Origin of the sequence: Thermoanaerobacter wiegelii Rt8.B1, assembly GCF_000147695.2 — a bacterium.
GTDB classification, from domain to species: domain Bacteria; phylum Bacillota; class Thermoanaerobacteria; order Thermoanaerobacterales; family Thermoanaerobacteraceae; genus Thermoanaerobacter; species Thermoanaerobacter ethanolicus.
In genome coordinates, this window is sequence record NC_015958.1 from 2,595,162 (window position 1) to 2,613,989 (window position 18,828).

General features: G+C 33.2%; 17 protein-coding genes. All 17 read right to left on the bottom strand.

The window, feature by feature from the left end:
• Positions 1 to 55: 55 nt before the first annotated feature.
• Positions 56 to 1,207: a Ger(x)C family spore germination protein gene (locus THEWI_RS12755; RefSeq protein WP_014063681.1), complete on the bottom strand. Its 1,152-nt coding sequence runs from the start codon at positions 1,205 to 1,207 to the stop codon at positions 56 to 58.
• The gene (locus tag THEWI_RS12760; protein ID WP_003870425.1) at positions 1,191 to 2,300 is read right to left on the bottom strand and encodes a GerAB/ArcD/ProY family transporter; all 1,110 of its coding nucleotides are present in this window, start codon (positions 2,298 to 2,300) and stop codon (positions 1,191 to 1,193) included. Before THEWI_RS12760 ends, THEWI_RS12755 begins: the two co-directional genes overlap by 17 nt.
• Positions 2,284 to 3,888: a spore germination protein gene (locus THEWI_RS12765; RefSeq protein WP_014063682.1), complete on the bottom strand. Its 1,605-nt coding sequence runs from the start codon at positions 3,886 to 3,888 to the stop codon at positions 2,284 to 2,286. The genes THEWI_RS12760 and THEWI_RS12765 overlap by 17 nt, the downstream gene beginning before the upstream one ends.
• A gap of 10 nt (positions 3,889 to 3,898) precedes the next feature.
• Positions 3,899 to 4,111 carry a CLC_0170 family protein gene (locus tag THEWI_RS12770; protein WP_014063683.1) on the bottom strand — a complete coding sequence of 71 codons (213 nt, stop codon included), beginning with the start codon at positions 4,109 to 4,111 and terminating at the stop codon, positions 3,899 to 3,901.
• Positions 4,112 to 4,177: 66 nt separating this feature from the next.
• Complete coding sequence (locus THEWI_RS12775) at positions 4,178 to 4,906, bottom strand: nucleotidyltransferase family protein (protein WP_003870428.1); 729 nt, start codon at positions 4,904 to 4,906, stop codon at positions 4,178 to 4,180.
• A 5-nt stretch (positions 4,907 to 4,911) separates the two neighbouring features.
• A complete protein-coding gene (locus tag THEWI_RS12780; protein WP_014063684.1) occupies positions 4,912 to 5,589 on the bottom strand; it encodes a GntR family transcriptional regulator in 678 nt (225 codons plus the stop codon).
• Positions 5,582 to 6,451 (bottom strand): 4-(cytidine 5'-diphospho)-2-C-methyl-D-erythritol kinase, encoded by an 870-nt coding sequence (gene ispE, locus THEWI_RS12785; protein ID WP_014063685.1) that lies wholly within the window; start codon positions 6,449 to 6,451, stop codon positions 5,582 to 5,584. The genes THEWI_RS12780 and ispE overlap by 8 nt, the downstream gene beginning before the upstream one ends.
• Positions 6,452 to 6,544: 93 nt before the next feature.
• Positions 6,545 to 8,071 (bottom strand): DUF3794 and LysM peptidoglycan-binding domain-containing protein, encoded by a 1,527-nt coding sequence (locus THEWI_RS12790; RefSeq protein WP_014063686.1) that lies wholly within the window; start codon positions 8,069 to 8,071, stop codon positions 6,545 to 6,547.
• Positions 8,072 to 8,177: 106 nt separating this feature from the next.
• Positions 8,178 to 8,447, bottom strand: a complete 270-nt coding sequence (locus THEWI_RS12795; RefSeq protein ID WP_003867615.1) for a Veg family protein — start codon at positions 8,445 to 8,447, stop codon at positions 8,178 to 8,180.
• A gap of 188 nt (positions 8,448 to 8,635) precedes the next feature.
• A complete protein-coding gene (yabG, locus tag THEWI_RS12800; RefSeq protein ID WP_014063687.1) occupies positions 8,636 to 9,490 on the bottom strand; it encodes a sporulation peptidase YabG in 855 nt (284 codons plus the stop codon).
• A 73-nt stretch (positions 9,491 to 9,563) separates the two neighbouring features.
• Positions 9,564 to 10,115, bottom strand: a complete 552-nt coding sequence (gene spoVT, locus THEWI_RS12805) for a stage V sporulation protein T (protein ID WP_003870433.1) — start codon at positions 10,113 to 10,115, stop codon at positions 9,564 to 9,566.
• A 102-nt stretch (positions 10,116 to 10,217) separates the two neighbouring features.
• Positions 10,218 to 11,123 (bottom strand): peptidylprolyl isomerase, encoded by a 906-nt coding sequence (locus tag THEWI_RS12810; protein ID WP_014063688.1) that lies wholly within the window; start codon positions 11,121 to 11,123, stop codon positions 10,218 to 10,220.
• A 53-nt stretch (positions 11,124 to 11,176) separates the two neighbouring features.
• Complete coding sequence (mfd, locus tag THEWI_RS12815) at positions 11,177 to 14,686, bottom strand: transcription-repair coupling factor (RefSeq protein WP_014063689.1); 3,510 nt, start codon at positions 14,684 to 14,686, stop codon at positions 11,177 to 11,179.
• Positions 14,687 to 14,691: 5 nt separating this feature from the next.
• The gene (locus THEWI_RS12820; RefSeq protein ID WP_014063690.1) at positions 14,692 to 15,060 is read right to left on the bottom strand and encodes a hypothetical protein; all 369 of its coding nucleotides are present in this window, start codon (positions 15,058 to 15,060) and stop codon (positions 14,692 to 14,694) included.
• Between the two features lie 31 nt (positions 15,061 to 15,091).
• Positions 15,092 to 15,646, bottom strand: a complete 555-nt coding sequence (pth, locus tag THEWI_RS12825) for an aminoacyl-tRNA hydrolase (protein WP_014063691.1) — start codon at positions 15,644 to 15,646, stop codon at positions 15,092 to 15,094.
• A 128-nt stretch (positions 15,647 to 15,774) separates the two neighbouring features.
• Positions 15,775 to 17,148, bottom strand: a complete 1,374-nt coding sequence (locus THEWI_RS12830; RefSeq protein WP_003870438.1) for a S1C family serine protease — start codon at positions 17,146 to 17,148, stop codon at positions 15,775 to 15,777.
• Between the two features lie 265 nt (positions 17,149 to 17,413).
• Positions 17,414 to 18,826: a sensor histidine kinase gene (locus THEWI_RS12835; RefSeq protein ID WP_003870439.1), complete on the bottom strand. Its 1,413-nt coding sequence runs from the start codon at positions 18,824 to 18,826 to the stop codon at positions 17,414 to 17,416.
• Positions 18,827 to 18,828 lie beyond the last annotated feature (2 nt).

An 18,828-nucleotide genomic window follows, 5' to 3' on the forward strand; every position in this document is an offset into this window, starting at 1 on the left:
CACAAATCTTTAGTTTAACTAAAGTATTACCAAATATATTAAAAAATATACCCTTCTACCTGAAAAGCCCTATCCTTCGGACATGAGAAGTAACATCTACTTTTATCTCTACCTCCGGAAAAATTTTATCCCAATCTTTCCCCACCTTTTCCCATAAACTTGGATGATATTTTTCAATATAATCTCCTATACCTAGCATGTCTACTTTTAATTCTTTTTGAAATCTATTTATAGCTTTTTGTGTCATCTTCTTTATTTCGTCACTAGTTTTTCTTTCTATGACGTTTAACAAATCACCTTTCATCATTTCTCCGTGCTTTTCAAAAGTATATTCAGTCATATCTCCTTCCACCTCCAGTTTAACTCTATAAATAATTTTCCCATTTTCTTCTTTAACATCTCGCCTTCTAATAACATTTGAAATATTAAAAGGAACCTTTATTTCTTCTCCATCTCCTGGCATATTTATAGAAATATCTCCTCCCTTCACAAGACCAGTCAGCCACATATATCCCATGTTTTCATCATCTTCCATCCAACCTACTAATTTATAATTTTTAATAATAGCAGAACCTGCTATTTTAATTTCATCTTTTCCTGCAATTATTTTTGGGATTATCGCATTGCCGTTCGTCTCATGAAGAGACTTAGTAATTTTATTATAGTCAATTGTTGGAAATTTTGATGTCAAGTTGTAATGTTTGAATATATCTCTAATATAAGCTCCTGTATTTGGTTCCATCTCGTATTTTTTTAGAAGAATATCCTGAGCTTTTTGTGGAGTTACAAGAAGGTAAACTTTACGGCTCAATTCATAACTCCTGTCAAGAGAATCTAAAACTTGTTGAAATTTATCCTTGTTTTCCACTACGTCTTTGCCAAAAATAATAGCTTGTGTATGACCTAAATACAGCGCTTTATTAATTCTTGTACTTATATGACGGGAAGCAGAAAAAATCGTATCAGCAACTTCTGAAACAGCAAAACTTGGCTTTTCACTTCCTCCTCCACCGGCACTGGTACCTTTTGTAATTTGAGCAGCATTAGGAAATTGAAAAGTCACAACATATCTTTTATTCGAAGAAGATAAATCTATACCAATTGCCATCACAAAAGCCCTGTCTTCTATTTCAATTTTATCCCAACAGCCTGTCAACATGAGAGCAATTAAAACCCATAATATCACTATTTTAAGTTTTCTCTTCATCTTTATCACCTAATCTTTTAACTTTTAAAATGATAAACAATAGTATTGGCAATATAGCTATAAAAAACACTGACATGTACTGGGAAACATATCCCGCATATTTATAAACTGTCACAATAGAATCGGGAATTAACGCCATTAAATACATTATAGGAACTGCCGGCAATACAAAATAAGAATGTTCTCTGGTCTTTAAAAGCTTTGAAAGAGCCAAAGTAGCAAAATAGTGAAAAGAATAAATAGAAGTAAAAATGGTGAATGTCCATATTCCCATTACAATTCCCTCTACATTTTCAATGAAAAACACAGGAAAATTAATAGATTTAATGAGGGTCAAAAAAGGCCACAGCTGTTCCCTTGTTTCCTTGTATCCAAATATGCCAACTACAAAAAAAGTTATATACATGTAAAACAACATCGTAGAGATTATTGCTGAATTGACACTTCTTTTCAATTTGTTTGTATTAATTATATATGGAAAAAGCAAATACAATATCTCAAAGCCAACAAAACTATATGTAGTCACAAGCATTCCTTTAAAAAACTTAACTAATGAAACCCTCATAAATGGAAGAAAATTACTTAAATCTATATCAGTTAAAGTCGGTAAAAAAAGTAATACAAGAGGTATCACTATTATGGGAAACAAAATTTCTGACATTCGTGCAATTGGCTCAAGTCCATATCGCACTAAATAGGCAGAAGTAAAAAGCATTGTAATAATTATCGTTTCAATAGGGGTACTTGGCAAAAGATATATTTTCAAAACTTCCCCAAAAATCCTTACATCAAGGCTTGCAAATATTGTGAAGTAAAAAACAAGTATAATACTTATAACAATAGAAATAGGTCTTGTTATAAGTTTACCGGTATATTCGACAAAAGTTTCTGTAGGAAATTTAGAAGATAGATAAAGTATCAGCCTTGCAAAAAAAAGAGAAGCTATTCCTCCTCCCAAGATAGCTATAAGCCCATTAGGTCCTACCTCTTTGGAAACATCTGCAGGAAGACTTAATATTCCAGCTCCTACCATAGTAGTGAAAAGCAATATTGATACTTGATTTGCAGAGATTTTATCATTGTTTTTTATCATTGTTGTCTCTCCTATCGTCTTCTATGCTTTCTATTTTTTCTTCTCTTAAATCTTTCATCTTTTTTCTATCAGGAGTATCTAAAATTTCTGGTCGTTTTTTAAAATACATTATAGGAGCTTTTATTAAAGTATCCGCAAGGTCACTTAGGTCTATTTCCACAAAAGGAGAAAGATAAGGAACTCCAAAACTTTTTAAAACAACCAAGTGAGTGAGAACTATCATAAATCCCAACATTATACCATACAAACCAAAAACAGCTGCAAGAATCATAAATATAAATCTTAGCATTCTAAAAGCAATGGCAGCGCTGTAACTGGGTATTGCAAAAGAAGCTACAGCTGTAACGGCTACCACTATTACCATCAATGGGCTTACAATACCCGCTTGGACAGCAGCTTGTCCTATAATAAGACCACCTACAATGCCAATAGTTTGCCCTATAGGTACGGGAAGTCTAACTCCTGCCTCTCTTAAAAGCTCAAAAGTCGCTTCCATAATAAAAGCTTCAAAAAAGGCAGGAAAAGGCATACCTTGTCGTGTTGCTGCAACATACAAAGTCAATTTAGTCGGTATAAGGCCTGGATGATAGGCTGTAAAAGCTATGTAAACAGCAGGCGAAATTAATGCGACGATTGCTGCAAGAAATCTCAAAATTCTTAAAAGTGAAGATATCATCCACCTTTCGTAATAATCTTCAGGCGATTGAAAAAGAGTAGCAAGAGTAGTAGGTATTATGAGAGCAAAAGGAGTATTATCTGTCAAAATTGCCACTCTTCCCTCTAAAAGAGAAGCTGCAACCTTGTCAGGCCTTTCTGTACTCAAAACTTGAGGAAATGGTGAATGCCAATCTTCTTCAATCAATTGTTCTATATACCCGCTTTCAAAAATACCGTCTATTTTTATATTTTTGAGCCTTTCCATCACTTTATTCAAAACATTCCTATCGACAATATCTTCTATGTAAAGCACTGCTACATCTGTATGAGTCCTTTCTCCAATCTGCATCTGCTTTATTTTTAACTTGGGATCTCTAATCCATCTCCTTACAAGAGCAGTGTTAACCCTTATTGTTTCTGTAAACCCTTCTCTCGGTCCTCTTACAACCGTCTCTGCCTCGGGAGGTGAAATTGACCTCATCTGCCATCCTTTACTAGAAATGATGACTATTTCAGGAGAACCATCAAAAAGCAAAGCAGTGTCTCCACTCAAAATTGACAAAATACACTTGTCTAAATCTGTAATCTCTTTTATGTCTCCTCCTGTTATAGTCCCTTTCTTTATGACCTCATACAAATTTCTCTTTATCTTTTCAATAGAAGGGTCTGCTTGTCTTGAATCCAAAAGCAAAGAGTGGAGTACATGGTCATTTATGAGGTCTTTATCCACAAGCCCGTCTATAAATACAATTGCAAGGTTATACTGCTGGTCTTCTCCCACCCAAATATCTCTATATATTACATCATCACAATCTTTTAATTTATTTTTTATATAATCTAAATTTACCTTAAGACTATTTGAAGCTAGTGTACCATTTTTTTCTTCTTTTTTATCGTTTTTTTTGCCAAATATCTTATCAAAAAATCTCATATTCTCCTCCTTACATAGGAAAAAAGGTTCGTAAAATAATAGCAACTATTCCAATAAAAATATAAAACAATCCAATCCATTTACACAGCTTAGAATCCCTATCTAATCCTTTCCTCTCTAAATATTTAGGCTCTATAAAAGCTTCATAAATCCCTACAATGAATACATTAGCAAACATATAAACAGTAAAGTATTGTCTTACAAAATGCAGTAAACTATACATACCATCACCTTCTGAATATATATTTTGCACTCAGAAGAAAAATATACAAAAAAAATAGGCCTATGCCTATTTTTGACTAAGATATTTAGTTGCCATTACTACATCTTCTTCTTTATCAACATCGTTACCTATTTCTGGATATTTAGATATGATAGCCTTTCCTTTTATGTTAAATAACTCTTCTGCTTTTTTCTCAATATGAGAAATTGAAAGTCTCCCTATTAAAAATAAAAATAATATCTTTCCTCCTAATAATTTTCCTAATTTCCATGGTTTTTTTCTATAAGCTATAAATTGTTTCGCATCTTTTATTAATCTATCTATGATTCCAGGGTTAACATAAAAAATATTGCCACCTGTAAAAACTCCTTCTTTCACCCGTGCATAAGTCCTTTTAGCCTCAGGAAACTTTTTTAAATTATCTTCTTTTCTAACAATAGGATAACATAAGTCCGCTCCTGTAGCCTCTGACTTTTCAATAAAATCGCAAACAGCTTCTTTAGTCAACATAGGAATATCACAAGTAAGAATCAAGACTCTTTTGTCATTTTTAAAAGGCTCTACTCCTTTCAAAACATTGTCCATTATATTGTCAGCTTGTTCAATGATAACATCTATCCCTGCTACTTTTTTAAGTTTTTCGGGATCTCCAACTACTGCAATTTTATCTATTTTATCACAACCTCTTAAAGCCTCAATTACATAAGAGACCATATACTTCTCATTTATTTTAACAAAAGCTTTATCAGGCAATTTGTCCTCTTTAGTACTGCCGGCCAAAATTATGGCATTCACCCAAATCACTCCTTGTAACTAAAATACTTTATGTCTTTTACAACCTCTGTCTGGAAATTGCGTATATGCTTCTCTGCCCATCTTCTTGCGGCATCTGTATCTCTTGCTTCGATAGCTTCTGTAATTTTTTTATGCTCTTGATGTATCTTTTTCGCTTTTTTCTCTTCGTTTATATACTTAACTCTAAATCTGTGTACATGTTCTTGTAAATTATTCATTATTTGAATTAATTTGTCATTTCGTGAAGCAGTAAAAATTAAATCATGAAATTCTTTATCCAACTTCACTAGCCCTTCATTATCACCTTCTTCTATCTTTTTTTGAAATTCCTCTACAATTTTCTTTAATTTATCAATTTCTTCATCCGTTATCCTTTCAGCAGCTAGGGAAGCAGCTAATCCTTCTAACGAACTTCTTACTTCTAAAACATTCAAAAGGTCTTTTGCATCCAAATCTGCCACATAAGCTCCCTTTCGAGGAACCATAACAACTAGCCCCTCAAGTTCTAATTTTCTAATCGCCTCTCTCACTGGAGTCCGACTTACTCCCAGCTTTTCTGCCAGCTGAACTTCCATAAGTCTCTCTCCAGGTTTTAACTTGCCTGTAATTATGGCATCTTTCATGTAATCAAAAACTACATCTCTTAACGGTTTGTAATTTTCCAATGGAAGAAAATCATTCATACAATTCTAACCCCTTATCTATAGTTTTTGAAAAAAACACAAAACTGTAAACTTCTTTTAAATCCTCATAAGCTCTCTTAAGTCTTTCTAAATCGTCAAAAATTCCGTAAACAGTGGGACCACTACCTGACATAGCACATCCTAATGCGCCTTTTTTAAGCAATTCCTCTTTTATTTGATTAATAACTTCACATTCCCGAGAAGTTACCAATTCTAAATCGTTTTTTATATTTTCTGCAATTTTGTATATGTTTCCTTCTTGTATAGCTTGAGCAACTAAAAAAGTAGCATGGTGACTTTTAAAATTAAGTCTGTCCCATTTATCATAAATTTCTTTTGTGGAAATTTCAATATCAGGTTTTACAAGAAGTAAACTCATAGAGGGAACCTTTAAATTTTCAAATATTTCCCCTATGCCTTTCGCAAGCTTTGTCCCACCCTCCAGACAGAAAGGAACATCTGCTCCGACTTTCAGAGCAATTTCTTTTTTTTCTTCTTTTGACATATTCAAATTCCATAATTTATCTAATGCCACAATTGTAGCAGCAGCATCAGCACTTCCCCCAGCAAGGCCGGCAGCTAAAGGAATTTTTTTATTAAGCCTGACTAATATCCCTTCTTTTTTTTGGTATTTTTCTTTCAAAAGATTAATAACCTTTACTATCAAATTATCTTCTCCTACAGGCACCTTTGGGTTATCGCACAAAATTTCGATTGTGTCGCTTTTTTCAAACCCCAAAATATCAGCCAAATCAATTGATTGCATTATTGTAGAAATTTCATGATATCCATCTTCTCTCTTTCCTAATACATCTAAAGATAAATTAATTTTAGCATAGGCCTTTACTTTGATTTTTTTCATTTCTCCATCCACGCTCTTTCAATAATATTATAGTTATATATTATACATTATACAATAAATTTTCTGTAAAAAAAATACGCAGTCTCCTGCGTATCATTCTTCCATAGGTATTATTAATTTCATTCCCTCTGAAACTTTTTCTTCTTCTAAATCATTGGCAACAATTAATTCTTCAAGGCCTACTCTATACCTTTTAGCGATATCCCACAAGGTTTCACCTTTTTGAATCATGTAAACAACAATGCTGTGTTTATTATCGATTTCTCTTGGAGCTTCGATTTCTTTAAGGTCTACAATAACCTCTATTTCTTTCTCTGCAAGTAAATCAACTGTACTATCAATTGCAAACTTTAAGTCAATTTCTTTCATGGCTATTATTTCATAGGAAACATGAGAAATTTTTATATCAACCAACATAGGTCCTTTAACTTGACTGGTCTCAACAAAAGTTTTAAAAGGATATTCATCTCTATAAGACTTTACACTACCTTCTTCAGACAAATATAAAACAGTATAATCTAATATTCCTTCTAAGACCAATTTATTTATATCTACACTGTAGTCAGATATAACAGGAATAACCACAACATCTATAAATCTTTTTACAAGAGAAGGTAATTCTACATTAGTTTTGACTACAAATTGAGATTTATAAGATTGTGACTCCTCTATCACAGTTAAATTTTCTTTCATTGGTTGAATATAAGCTTTTGTACCATAGGCATCAACAGGAAGCTCTCTATCCTCCGTCTCCAACACTTGAACTTTTACCCTTATTGTGACTTCTATATCTAAAATAGTATTTTCTCCTTTTTCATCCTCCACTGCGGTTGTAATTACCTCCATGACTTCCTCTTGAGTTTTAGCCGACATATAACTTAAAGCCCCAGGAATATCTACAAAATTTGCATAATTTAAATCTGTTTCTAAATATCCAAATTCTCCTTCCTGTGAAATATATAAAATATTACATTGTACACTTCCTTGAACTATTACTTTGTTATCAGTGACTTTAATTTCCTCCGGTTTTACTGCCACATCTGTTTTTACGACTTTTTGAATAGGGGCTTCCCCCTCAGGAACTTTTATTTTATCTTTTACAAAAACTTCTACACTATTTTGCCCCACTGTATGCATTAACTTCACTTTTTTCTTTAAGGTTTGAACTTTTGTCGAATCTTCAGCTCCTATTACTACTTCTTTTTTATCAGATACTACTAACCTACATTGTATCTTTATTACAGCCCTCATACTTATTTTTCTACTGTTTACCAACTTGTAGTCAACATTTTCAACATTTGCAACTAACATGCATCTGCTCCTCTTATCAATGCCTTCATCCTCAATGACATGGGAATAGTCAATTTCTTTTTCAATCCTTTCAAGCTCTCCATTTTTTTCGCCCAAATACAAAATATCTAATGATAATTTACCTTCAAACTGAACTTTTCCTTCTGTCACAAAAACTTCATTAATATATGTGTGAGGATTTAATGCCAAAAGTACCAGCACGTCCGGTTCATTTTCAGGAACAATTATATCACTCTCTACCAGAAGTTGAGTATCATATGTACCCGATACAGAATCAAACTCTAAAATATCTTTATACACCTGTGGCATGCTTTTACCTCCTTAAAAATATTGTCCTCCACAATAAGATATGCTAATATAATATATAGTTATTGAGGTAAAATTATGCCAAAAAAATAAGACCGAATATCTTCGGTCATTGGAGACACTGGATTTTTTTATTTCCTTCCATCACGGTTAGCTCTACTGTATCTGTCAAAATATCTGAATAACTGTAAGAAACCCTCCGGGTCGCTCCTTGTCCATCTAATACCACAATAAAAATGCTTGGATATGTCTTTTCCAATAATCCCTCTTTTATTATGGTCTTTTTTCTGCCACCATTTGTTTTAAGGCGAACTCGAGCACCTATATGTTTATCCAATTGTTTTTTTATTTCATCAAGGGTTGATCTATCAGCCACCACTATCAACTCCTTAGCATATGCTGTAAATATTGTAACACAATTTTCAGACAATGTCAAGAGCATAATATTATATCAGTGCACCTGCCTATTTGTCAATAATGATTTTTGTGCAAAAAACAAAAAAAATATGCAAATCTCAGAGATATTTGCATTTAATCAGTAATTTTTAGCTTACGGAGTAAATTAATTTAATATTTGCCTTTTGGAACGCCATATCTAAATTTTCCCATTGTCTGCAATCCTCCAATTCCTGGCGCTCCCGTTATAGTGTTTTCTATTAATTCTTCAATTTTTACAAGCTCATTTATATGGGAAAAAGCCACTTTTTCACTCACCAAGACTGGATCAAGGCAGTGTATTAAAACCCTTTCTGGAGAGCTGGCATAATTGGCTCCCGCCTTTATAATAGCTTCGTAATTTGATTGGCAAGCTCCTGCAAAAATCACTAAATTGTCAAGTGCTGGTTCGTACTTCCTTGCATTTTTAACCGCTTCCACAAAATATTTAGAATTTCTGTAGTTATTTATATCGCTATAATCTCTGGTGTTGCTTCTTATACTATCATGACCTGTAAGAACTAATATATCAGGCCTATATTTTTCTAAGAGGTCATACACTTTATCTGGTTGTTCTTCTTCCTTTACCACTACTCCTACGACTTCCATACCTACCTTTTTATAGGCATCAAGACATACATTTAAATATTCCTCATCTCCGTCTATGTGAAGAACTTTTCCTGGCCTTCCGTAAGGCTCTTGTCGACTTGCACGCACCATCCCTTTTTTTCGCTGAAGGCTTTTTGAAGAGGCAATTTTTTTTAAAAGGTATTCTGCCTTTTCTCTATAAGGCCTATCATATTCCACAATTTTGGCGCGAGAAACCTCTATAAGGTCGTCTTCTGGTGCATCTGCAATTATTCTCATGTTTAAACCGTGTAAAAGATAATGCCTTACTCCTTTATTATCTATAACATTAATGACTCTAAACAAAATGTCAGAGCCATAAGACTTTCTCATTACAATGTCATTAATGCGAAAAGCCATAAATTAACCCCCCTGCGCAGCTTAATTCATAGTTTATAATATGCAGAGGGGTATATATAGGTGTATATAAAATTTATTCTTCCATCTGTTTACCCAAAAAAGCAGCAGCTGTTTCAGCGATTTTTGCTTCAACTTCTGTAACTGCTTCACCGGCTTCTTTAGTAAAAATCACCACACTTCCTATTGTATCACCTCTTGAAATAATAGGAACTATAACTTGAGATGTAATGTTAAATTCCTGTCCATCTGCTATTTTAATCGGTCCTTTATCTTTCCCAGTCCCAAGCATTATCGTCTTTTTTTCTTCCAAATATTTTTCTAATTCTTGACTTATTGGTTTATCAATTAATTCTTTTTTTGCAACTCCGGAAACAGCTATTACATTATCTGTATCTGTAATGCATACAGGGTGTTTTGTAGATTGATATATGCTATCAGCGTACTCTTGCGCAAAATCGCTTAATTCACTTATTGGAGAATATTTCTTTAAAATTATCTCTCCTTCTTTATCTGTAAAAATTTCTAAAGGGTCTCCTTCCTTGATTCTTAATGTTCTTCGGATCTCTTTAGGAATAACAACTCTCCCTAAATCATCTATTCTGCGTACAATTCCTGTAGCCTTCAAAGTAAATACCTCCATTTCCTAAAATTTTTAGCTCAAGATTAGTATTTATATTTTTCCATAAATTTATTCGCAAAAAAACCCGGCAACTAAACTGCCGGCTTTTTACCCCACTGTTACTTTTATATTTTGAGGAAACTTTTGTATTTTTGCTGCTTTCTCAAGGGCATCATATTTTTCTTTAATAACTTGATTTTTCTTATCATCTAACAAATAGCCTTCTATAGCATCTTTTACTTCATCAAAAGGTTTTATTGTAATACCCTCTGATTTTATTATATGGTATCCATAATCAGTCTTAACAGGTTTTGATATTTCACCTTTCTTAAGTGAAAAAACTACTTGGTCAAACTCGGAAACCATAACGCCATGAGGAAATTCTCCCAGATCTCCTCCTTGGTCTTTTGTAGCAGTATCAATAGAATACTCTTTTGCTAATGTAGCAAAATCTTCGCCTTTCATAAGTCGATTGTATATATCTTCTGCTGTTTTTTCATCAGCCACTAATATATGACTAGCCTTCACCACTTCAAACTGCTCTTTATTATCCTCATAATACTTTTTTAACTCTTCTTCTGTAACTTTTACATCTTTTGTATATTCGTCAAAGAGCTTATTTATTAAAAGATAATTTTTCACATCTTCTTTTGTAATATCTTTATTAACTTCTTTTTCTTTTTGATACTCATCCGCTATTTCTTTGTCTGTAACTGTAATATTATTTTTTAGGGCCTCCTGCACAAGTAATTTTTGAGCAATCAAACTATCAAGCACATTTTCTTTTACTACATCTAAAAACTTTTTCCCTTGATAATCCTGATCCCATATATCTTTTGTATATTGGGGACTACTTTCAATTTGAGCCTTTACTTGGTCAAAAGCTTTTTTGTATTCAGCATTAGTAATGTTTTCACCATTAACAGTTGCAACAACGTCTTTTTTGGTAGAGCAGGATACTGTTAAAAATACTATAAAAACAAAAAATAAAAGTAATGCGATTTTCCTCTTCAAAATAACATCCTCCTGACTTTAAAAAGTTTACATAGGCATAACTTAATTATATATCATTTCTCCACTAACTGCAAACTTTTTATTTTTTCTACTAATTCAATAAGTTCCTTTTGTATAGTCTCTTTTTTATTGAATCTATAAGTAAGATATGGTTGTACTTGACTTGAAAACATTAAATTCCCTCCATATTCTTTTATTACCTTCTCTATAACCTCCATATTTACTGATTCCATATCTTTAAACTTTAAAATAACGACGTTTCCTTTTTCCGTTATTTCAGTAATATAGAGCTGAGAGGCAATAGCCTTTAAATAAGCAATTTCCAATAGTGCCTCTACAGGCTTTGGATAATCGCCAAACCTATCTACAAGCTCTTCTGAAATCTCTATCATATCTTCTCTAGATTCTATAGAGGCTATTTTCTTGTACATCTCTAATCTTAAATTTTCGTCTTCAATATAGGAAGAGTCAATATAAGCATTGACTTTTATGTCTATTGTGGTAGTAATCTCTTCTTTGGGAGCTTCTCCTTTTAAATTCCGTATAGCCTCCTCTAAAAGCTTTAAATACAAGTCATAACCAATTGCATTAATATGACCATGTTGTTCTGCTCCAAGGAGATTTCCTGCACCTCTTATCTCCAAATCTCTCATGGCAATTTTAAATCCAGAACCAAATTCAGTAAACTCTTTTATCGCCTCCAACCTTTTTTCCGCCACTTCACTTAAAACTTTATCCTTTCTATAGGTAAAATAGGCATAAGCAAGTCTATTTGACCTACCTACTCTTCCTCTTAATTGATACAATTGGGAAAGCCCTAACTTATCCGCATCATAAACTATAATAGTATTTACATTTGGTATATCAAGCCCTGTCTCAATTATTGTAGTACTTACTAAAACATCGTATTCCCCATTTAGAAAGTCAATCATCACTTTTTCTAATTGGCTTTCTTCCATTTGCCCATGAGCCACAGCTACTCTACAACCAGGAACTAAATCTTTTACCAAAGAAGCCATCTTTTCTATGCCATTTACTCTATTGTAAACAAAATAGACTTGTCCCCCTCTTCCAATTTCCCTTAAAATAGCATCTTTTATTAATTCTTCATTAAATTCCATCACATAGGTTTCTACTGGAAATCTGTCTTCAGGAGGATTCTCCAATACGCTCATATCCCTTATACCAATCAAGGACATGTGCAAAGTTCTAGGAATAGGAGTTGCTGACAATGTCAAAACGTCTATATTTTCCTTAAGTTTTTTTATTTTCTCTTTATGAACAACTCCAAACCTCTGTTCTTCGTCTATAATTAAAAGTCCTAAATCTTTAAATTTCACGTCATTCTGTAAAAGCCTGTGAGTACCAACAATAATATCGATAGTCCCTTCAGCCAGGCCTTTAATTATTTGCGCTTGTTCTTTGGGAGTCCTAAAACGGCTAAGCATTTCTATCTTTACAGGAAATTCTTTGAATCTTTCTATGAAATTAGTATAATGCTGATAAGCCAAGATAGTTGTAGGACACAAAAAAGCAACCTGTTTTCCATCAGCCACCGCTTTAAAGGCAGCCCTTAAAGCTACTTCTGTTTTACCATATCCCACATCTCCACAAAGAAGTCTATCCATTGGCCTGTCTTTTTCCATATCCTCTTTAATTTCTTTTATACACCTTAACTGGTCTTCCGTCTCTTCATAGGGAAATTGCTCTTCAAACTCCTTTTGCCATGGAGTATCAGGAGAAAAAGCATGTCCTTTCACCATCTGCCTTTTGGCGTAAAGTTGTATCAAATCCTTAGCAAGGTCTTCTACTGCTTTTTTGGCTTTTCTTTTTGCTCTAAGCCATTCACTACCCCCTAATTTATTTAATTTAGGTGGATTGTCTGTAGGCCCCACATATTTTTGCACAAGGTCTAATTGTTCTACTGGTACAAAAAGGGTATCTCCCCCTGCATAAATTATTTTTAAATAATCCCTTATAATCCCATCTACTTTTATTTTTTCTATGCCTTCATACTTTCCTATACCATAATTTACATGCACAACATATGACCCTACTTCTAATTCAGTAAAGCTCTTTATTTTGTCGGCATTTCTAATTTTTACAGTTTTTTTGCTCCTTTTAGTCTGACCAAAAATTTCTCCATCGCTTATAACTGCAAATTTTGCATCCACATACTCAAATCCCTTGCTAACAGAGGCAGGATATATGACCACTTGCCCTTTTTGTATATCGTATTCACTGTCTTTAATCACTACAGTATCAATATTAAAACTGTCAAGCGTATCTTTTAAAATTCTTGCTCTTTCTTGATTCCCACTTAAAAGCAATACTTTATATCCTGCGTTTTTGTAATACTTCAAATCATCTACTAAAATATCCATTTTGCCGTGAAAAGGGTGCATAGACCTTGATACAAAATTAACAATTGTTTGAGGCTGTAGTTCATTGTCAGGCTTTGCTAAAGTATTCATTATGAGTAAAAAGTTATTTTTCACTCTTTTTAATATCTCCTCATAATCAAAAAAAAGCTTACTTTGCTCTGGCAAAACCTCTCCTTTTTCTAACAAAACCTTGAAATTTTCATTAAATTCCATTTGAAGGTTATTTACCCTTTGTTTAATGCGACTGCTTTCATCTAAAATAATAACTGCCTCTTCTCCCATATAGTCAACAATAGAATAGACATCATCATAAAAATAATCTATAAGCTCATGAATATTTTCCACCCTTTTAGATTCTGTAATCTCCTCCATAATTTCTTCAAATTTTTGCTGTAACTTTTCTGCAATGCCACTTTTCGATTTTTTTATTTTTGACAAATAGGAATTTAAATAGTTCGAAACTGCCGAAATCCCCTTTTTGATGTGCTCTGCCTCTGCGATAAACTCTGTAGCTGGAAAAATATTTATTTTATCAATATTTTCTAAAGACCTTTGGGTAATCACATCAAAAGTCCTTATGGAATCTATTTCATCGTCAAAAAGTTCAATCCTATAAGGATATTCTTCTGTAGGGGAAAAAACGTCAATTATTCCTCCCCTCACACTAAATTGCCCTTTTCCTTCCACCATTTGAACCCTTTCATACCCCATGGTCACCAAATTTTTTATAACTTCTTCTAAATTTACAGTATCACCTAATTTAAAAACAAATTGATACTTTTTAAACAAATCCATAGGTATGAGCTTACCTACTGCTGCGTCTATAGAAGTAACTACAGCATGGGGACTTCCTTCTGACAATTTTTTAATTACCTGCAATCTCTGAGACACCACTTCTTGACTCGCAGCATCTATTTTATAAAACAAGGCTTCTCTTTTGGGAAATAAAGAGGCATTGCCAAAATTAAAAGAATACAAATCTTCGTATATTTTTCTTGCTTCCACCTCATCAGGAGCAATAACTAACACCTTTTTGTTAAACTTAGTCATTATATAATGGGCAATATGGGCTTTTTGAGAATCTGTAAGCCCATAAGCCAAAATAGGTCCTTTCCTCTGTTGTAGAAATTCTTCTATTGTTTTAATCTCTTTTAATTCTTCTATTTGACGAGTAAACATGTTCATCACCTCAACACAAGCCTATTCCATAAGCCATGTATTAAAGAAGTTACAATAATAGCCAAAAAAATATTTGTTTGCATCACTAATATGTAAGAGGTTATACCAAAAAAGCTGTGGCTTAAGATACTTAAAATAGAAGCCCTTAAATTGATTTTATAGGAAGCTTTTATGTAATCATTTACTGCCTCTGCAATTCCAAATATCAAATGAGACAAAAGAATAGAGGAAGTCAAATACCCTGCCACTGTCTTACAAGTTTCTTCAATGGCTGGTACAAGATAAATTATAGCTCTTCTCTTATATTTAGTTACTGCCATCCTATTTAGAAAATATGCTAAAATTACACCACCAATTCCAGATAATAGCCACATGTATTCATTTTTCTCCTTTATTGCCTTTTTATCAACCGTTAAATTTGCTCATAGCATGTTCTATCCCATTTTCTATAATATCTATCACCGCATCTGCTGCTTTTATAACAGCTTCATCAATTAGTTTTTTCTCTGACTCTTCAAACTTTCCTAATACATGACTTACTAAATCCTTTTGCGGTTTTCCAATTCCTATTCTAACTCGTGGAAATTCTTCGCTATTTAAAAGATATATGATAGACTTCATTCCATTGTGACCGCCTGAACTTCCTTTTTTTCTTATCCTTATTTTGCCCACATCCAAGTCTTTATCGTCATAAATCACAATTACATTTTCAAGTAGAATTTTATAAAAATTTACAGCATCGTATAAAGCTTCACCACTTGAATTCATAAATGTCTGAGGCTTTAAAAGAATTATTTTCTCTCCTTTAAAATTCCCTTCACCCACAAGGGATTTAAATTTTAATTTTGTGACATTCATACCTAATTTTTTTGCCAATTCATCTATTACCATAAACCCTATATTATGTCTCGTTCCTTCATATTCTTTACCAGGATTCCCTAAACCCGCAATTACGTACATACGACCACCCTTCCTTATCAAATTAATTATACATAATTAAACAAAAAAAAGCTATAGCATCTACAAAAGATTACCGACAAGTTGTAGCTTGCCGGTAATCTTATATGAGAGGGAGGCCTTTATTTCATTTATTGGAAGTTTGCGCTGCTTTGCAATTTTACAGGAACTGTAAATGTTTTGCCATTTCTCCAAACTGTTACATTTATTACATCTCCAACTTTGTGGTTATTTATTATGCTTTGCAAATCCTCAAAGGAAGTAATGTTTTTGCCATCAGCCTTTATTATCACATCTCCTGGTTGGATACCAGCTTTTTCTGCTCCACTATTTGGCTGAACTTGAACTACATACACTCCTACAGGCAAATTATATCGGGCTGCATCTTGTTGTGTAATAGTTTGAGCACCTATTCCCATCATAGGCCTTTCTACATAGCCGTGTTTTATTATCTGGTCAATTATAGGTTTTGCTTCGTTTATTGGAATTGCAAAACCCATACCCTCAACAGGGGTTCCTTGGCTCTGGAACATTCCAAAAGGATCTTGAATACTTGGTCCTATTGAAGTGAGCTTAACACTTGTTATACCTATAACTTCTGCTTTACTGTTCACAAGAGGTCCGCCGCTGTTGCCAGGATTTATAGCTGCATCTGTTTGTATGAGTTTGACAGGCCCATAATCACTTTGGAGGTTTCTGTTAAGTCCGCTTATTATACCCGCTGTGACTGTACCTGCAAAGGAATCTCCAAGAGGATTGCCTATAGCAATTGCCAATTCCCCAGGTTGGAGTTTTGAAGAGTCTCCCAGTTTTACAACGGGTAAATTAGGAAGGTTTATTTTAAGTACTGCGAGGTCTGTTCTATCATCTTTTCCTACAAGTTTTGCATCAGCACTTCTTCCATCTAAAAGTTTTACTGTGATTTTTGATGCTCCGTCAATTACATGGTTATTTGTGACAATATATCCATCCGAACTTATTATAAAACCAGAGCCACTGCCTTTAGGGACATATTCTGTTCTATAGCCATTTGTATAAGCAACGTTTGTATCAATTTCTACAACAGCTGGGCTGACAATTTTGTATATGTTAGGTATCAAATTTAAAATACCGCTTTCGTCTGATGAAGTAGCATCTAGAGGCAAATATCTTGTAACAACCTGGGCTGATGCATCATTTTGGGTTCCATAGTATTTCATCACAGCACCTGTAACTCCTCCGCCAATTAAAGCTGCCACTAGCGCTACTGCAATAAAAGATGCTACCATCTTCCTTCTAAATCTTTTTACCATCTTCCCAAGACTCTTTTTGTTGTTTCTAAATTCCACTTTAGGAATTGGTGCAGTAGTTTCCAATTCCTCTTGCTTTTGTTCCTCTGCCTTTAATATTTCGCTATTTAATTCTTCTGTTTGATATAGCTCTTCTTTTTCATTTTCTTCTGGAGGAACTACATTCTCCGGATCATTTTTTTCAATTTTATCTTCAAAGTCTTTTCCGTAATCCATAATCACTCACTCCTTTTGTTTTTTCTTGCTTTTAATTATAACCCCTTTTTATTAACAAATTATGAACATGATGTAAAGATTTTAAGTAGTTTTTATTAAAAAATTTTTTGCACTGTTTTTTATAAATAAATGTGCGGCCCAAGTATTCACTTGGACCGCTATGATAAGGGAGGTCAAGGAGAGGCATTTGTCGCTCTCAAGTATCATTATATCCTTTATTTATGAATAAAGTGTTAACAAAGTGTAAATATTTTATTGTGATTTTTTAAAATTTTTTCATCGGTAAAGTAAAAGTAAATGCTGTACCTTTACCGAGTTCACTTTCTACCCATATCTCCTCATTATGAGCATTTATAATGCGCTTTACTATATAAAGTCCAAGGCCTGCTCCATCTTTCCCTCTCGATTTGTCCGCTTTATAAAATCTATCCCATATATGCTCTTGGTCTTCTGGAGAAATACCTATTCCATTATCTTTTATAGTAATAAATGCCTTGTCATCTTTTATTTCAGTAAAAATATGAATTATACCCTTTTCTTTAGAAAATTTTATTGCATTGTCTATAAGATTTGTCAAAACTTGTTCTATCTTATCTTTATCAGCTATAACTATTCTTCTGTCTTCTTCAAAATCGACTTTAACAGTTAGATCTTTTTCCACTATCCTTTTTTCAAACTTTATAACGGCCAGTCTTATAAGTTCATTAATATCAAATTCAGTCTTATTAAGTGGGAATTGCCCTGACTCAAGTTTAGTCATTTCAAGGAAATCATTTATGAGTCGAGACATCCTCCTTGTTTCTTTTTGCACTATTTTAAGATAATCGCAAGCTTTTTCCTTTGGAATAGTACCATCTAATATCCCATCTATATATCCTTGTATAGAGGTCAATGGAGACCTCAATTCATGGGAAACATTTGCCACAAAATCTTTTCTCATATCTTCTAATTGTTCTAATTCTTTTGCCATAACATTAAAGGATTTAGCTAAATCCCCTATTTCATCTTCTTCTTTATGTTGCACCCTTGCTGAAAAATTCCCCTTCGCTACCTGCTGAACAGCCAAGCTCATTTCTTTAAGAGGCTGAGATATTTTACTGGAAGTATAAGAAATGAGCACAAAACCTATTATAAGAGCTACTCCTCCAGATAAAAGCATTAAAATAAAAATGTTTATAATGGTTTTATTCATTTCTGTCAAAGGTGCATGCATAAATATAGCCCCTTCAATACGGCCATTTATAACAAGAGGCACTCCTACTGTCAAAACAGGCTGATTAAATTTACCACCAAAATATCCTTTTTTTACAACAGATTGTCCATCTAAAATGCTTTTTATTTCTTCTTTACTGAGGCTTACTCCTGTCCACGCTTTGCCCTGCTGCTGTGATTGACTGTAAATTAGCCCTTCTTTATCTACGATCCATACAGTAGCATTAATCAACCTAGTAACAACATTTAATTCTTGATTCCATTTATCTATGTTTATGTCACCTACCGCAAATTCATTTAAAATTGCATTTATTTCTTGAGCCTCTTCCAACATTATTTTTTCTTTATCGGCAAAATAATAGTTTTGAAACATCAGATAAAACATCCCTGAAAGGATAGACAAAGTAATAAGGATGATAATTATATTGCTTATAAAAAGTTTTTTAAAGAGTCTATTTTTGCTCAAAT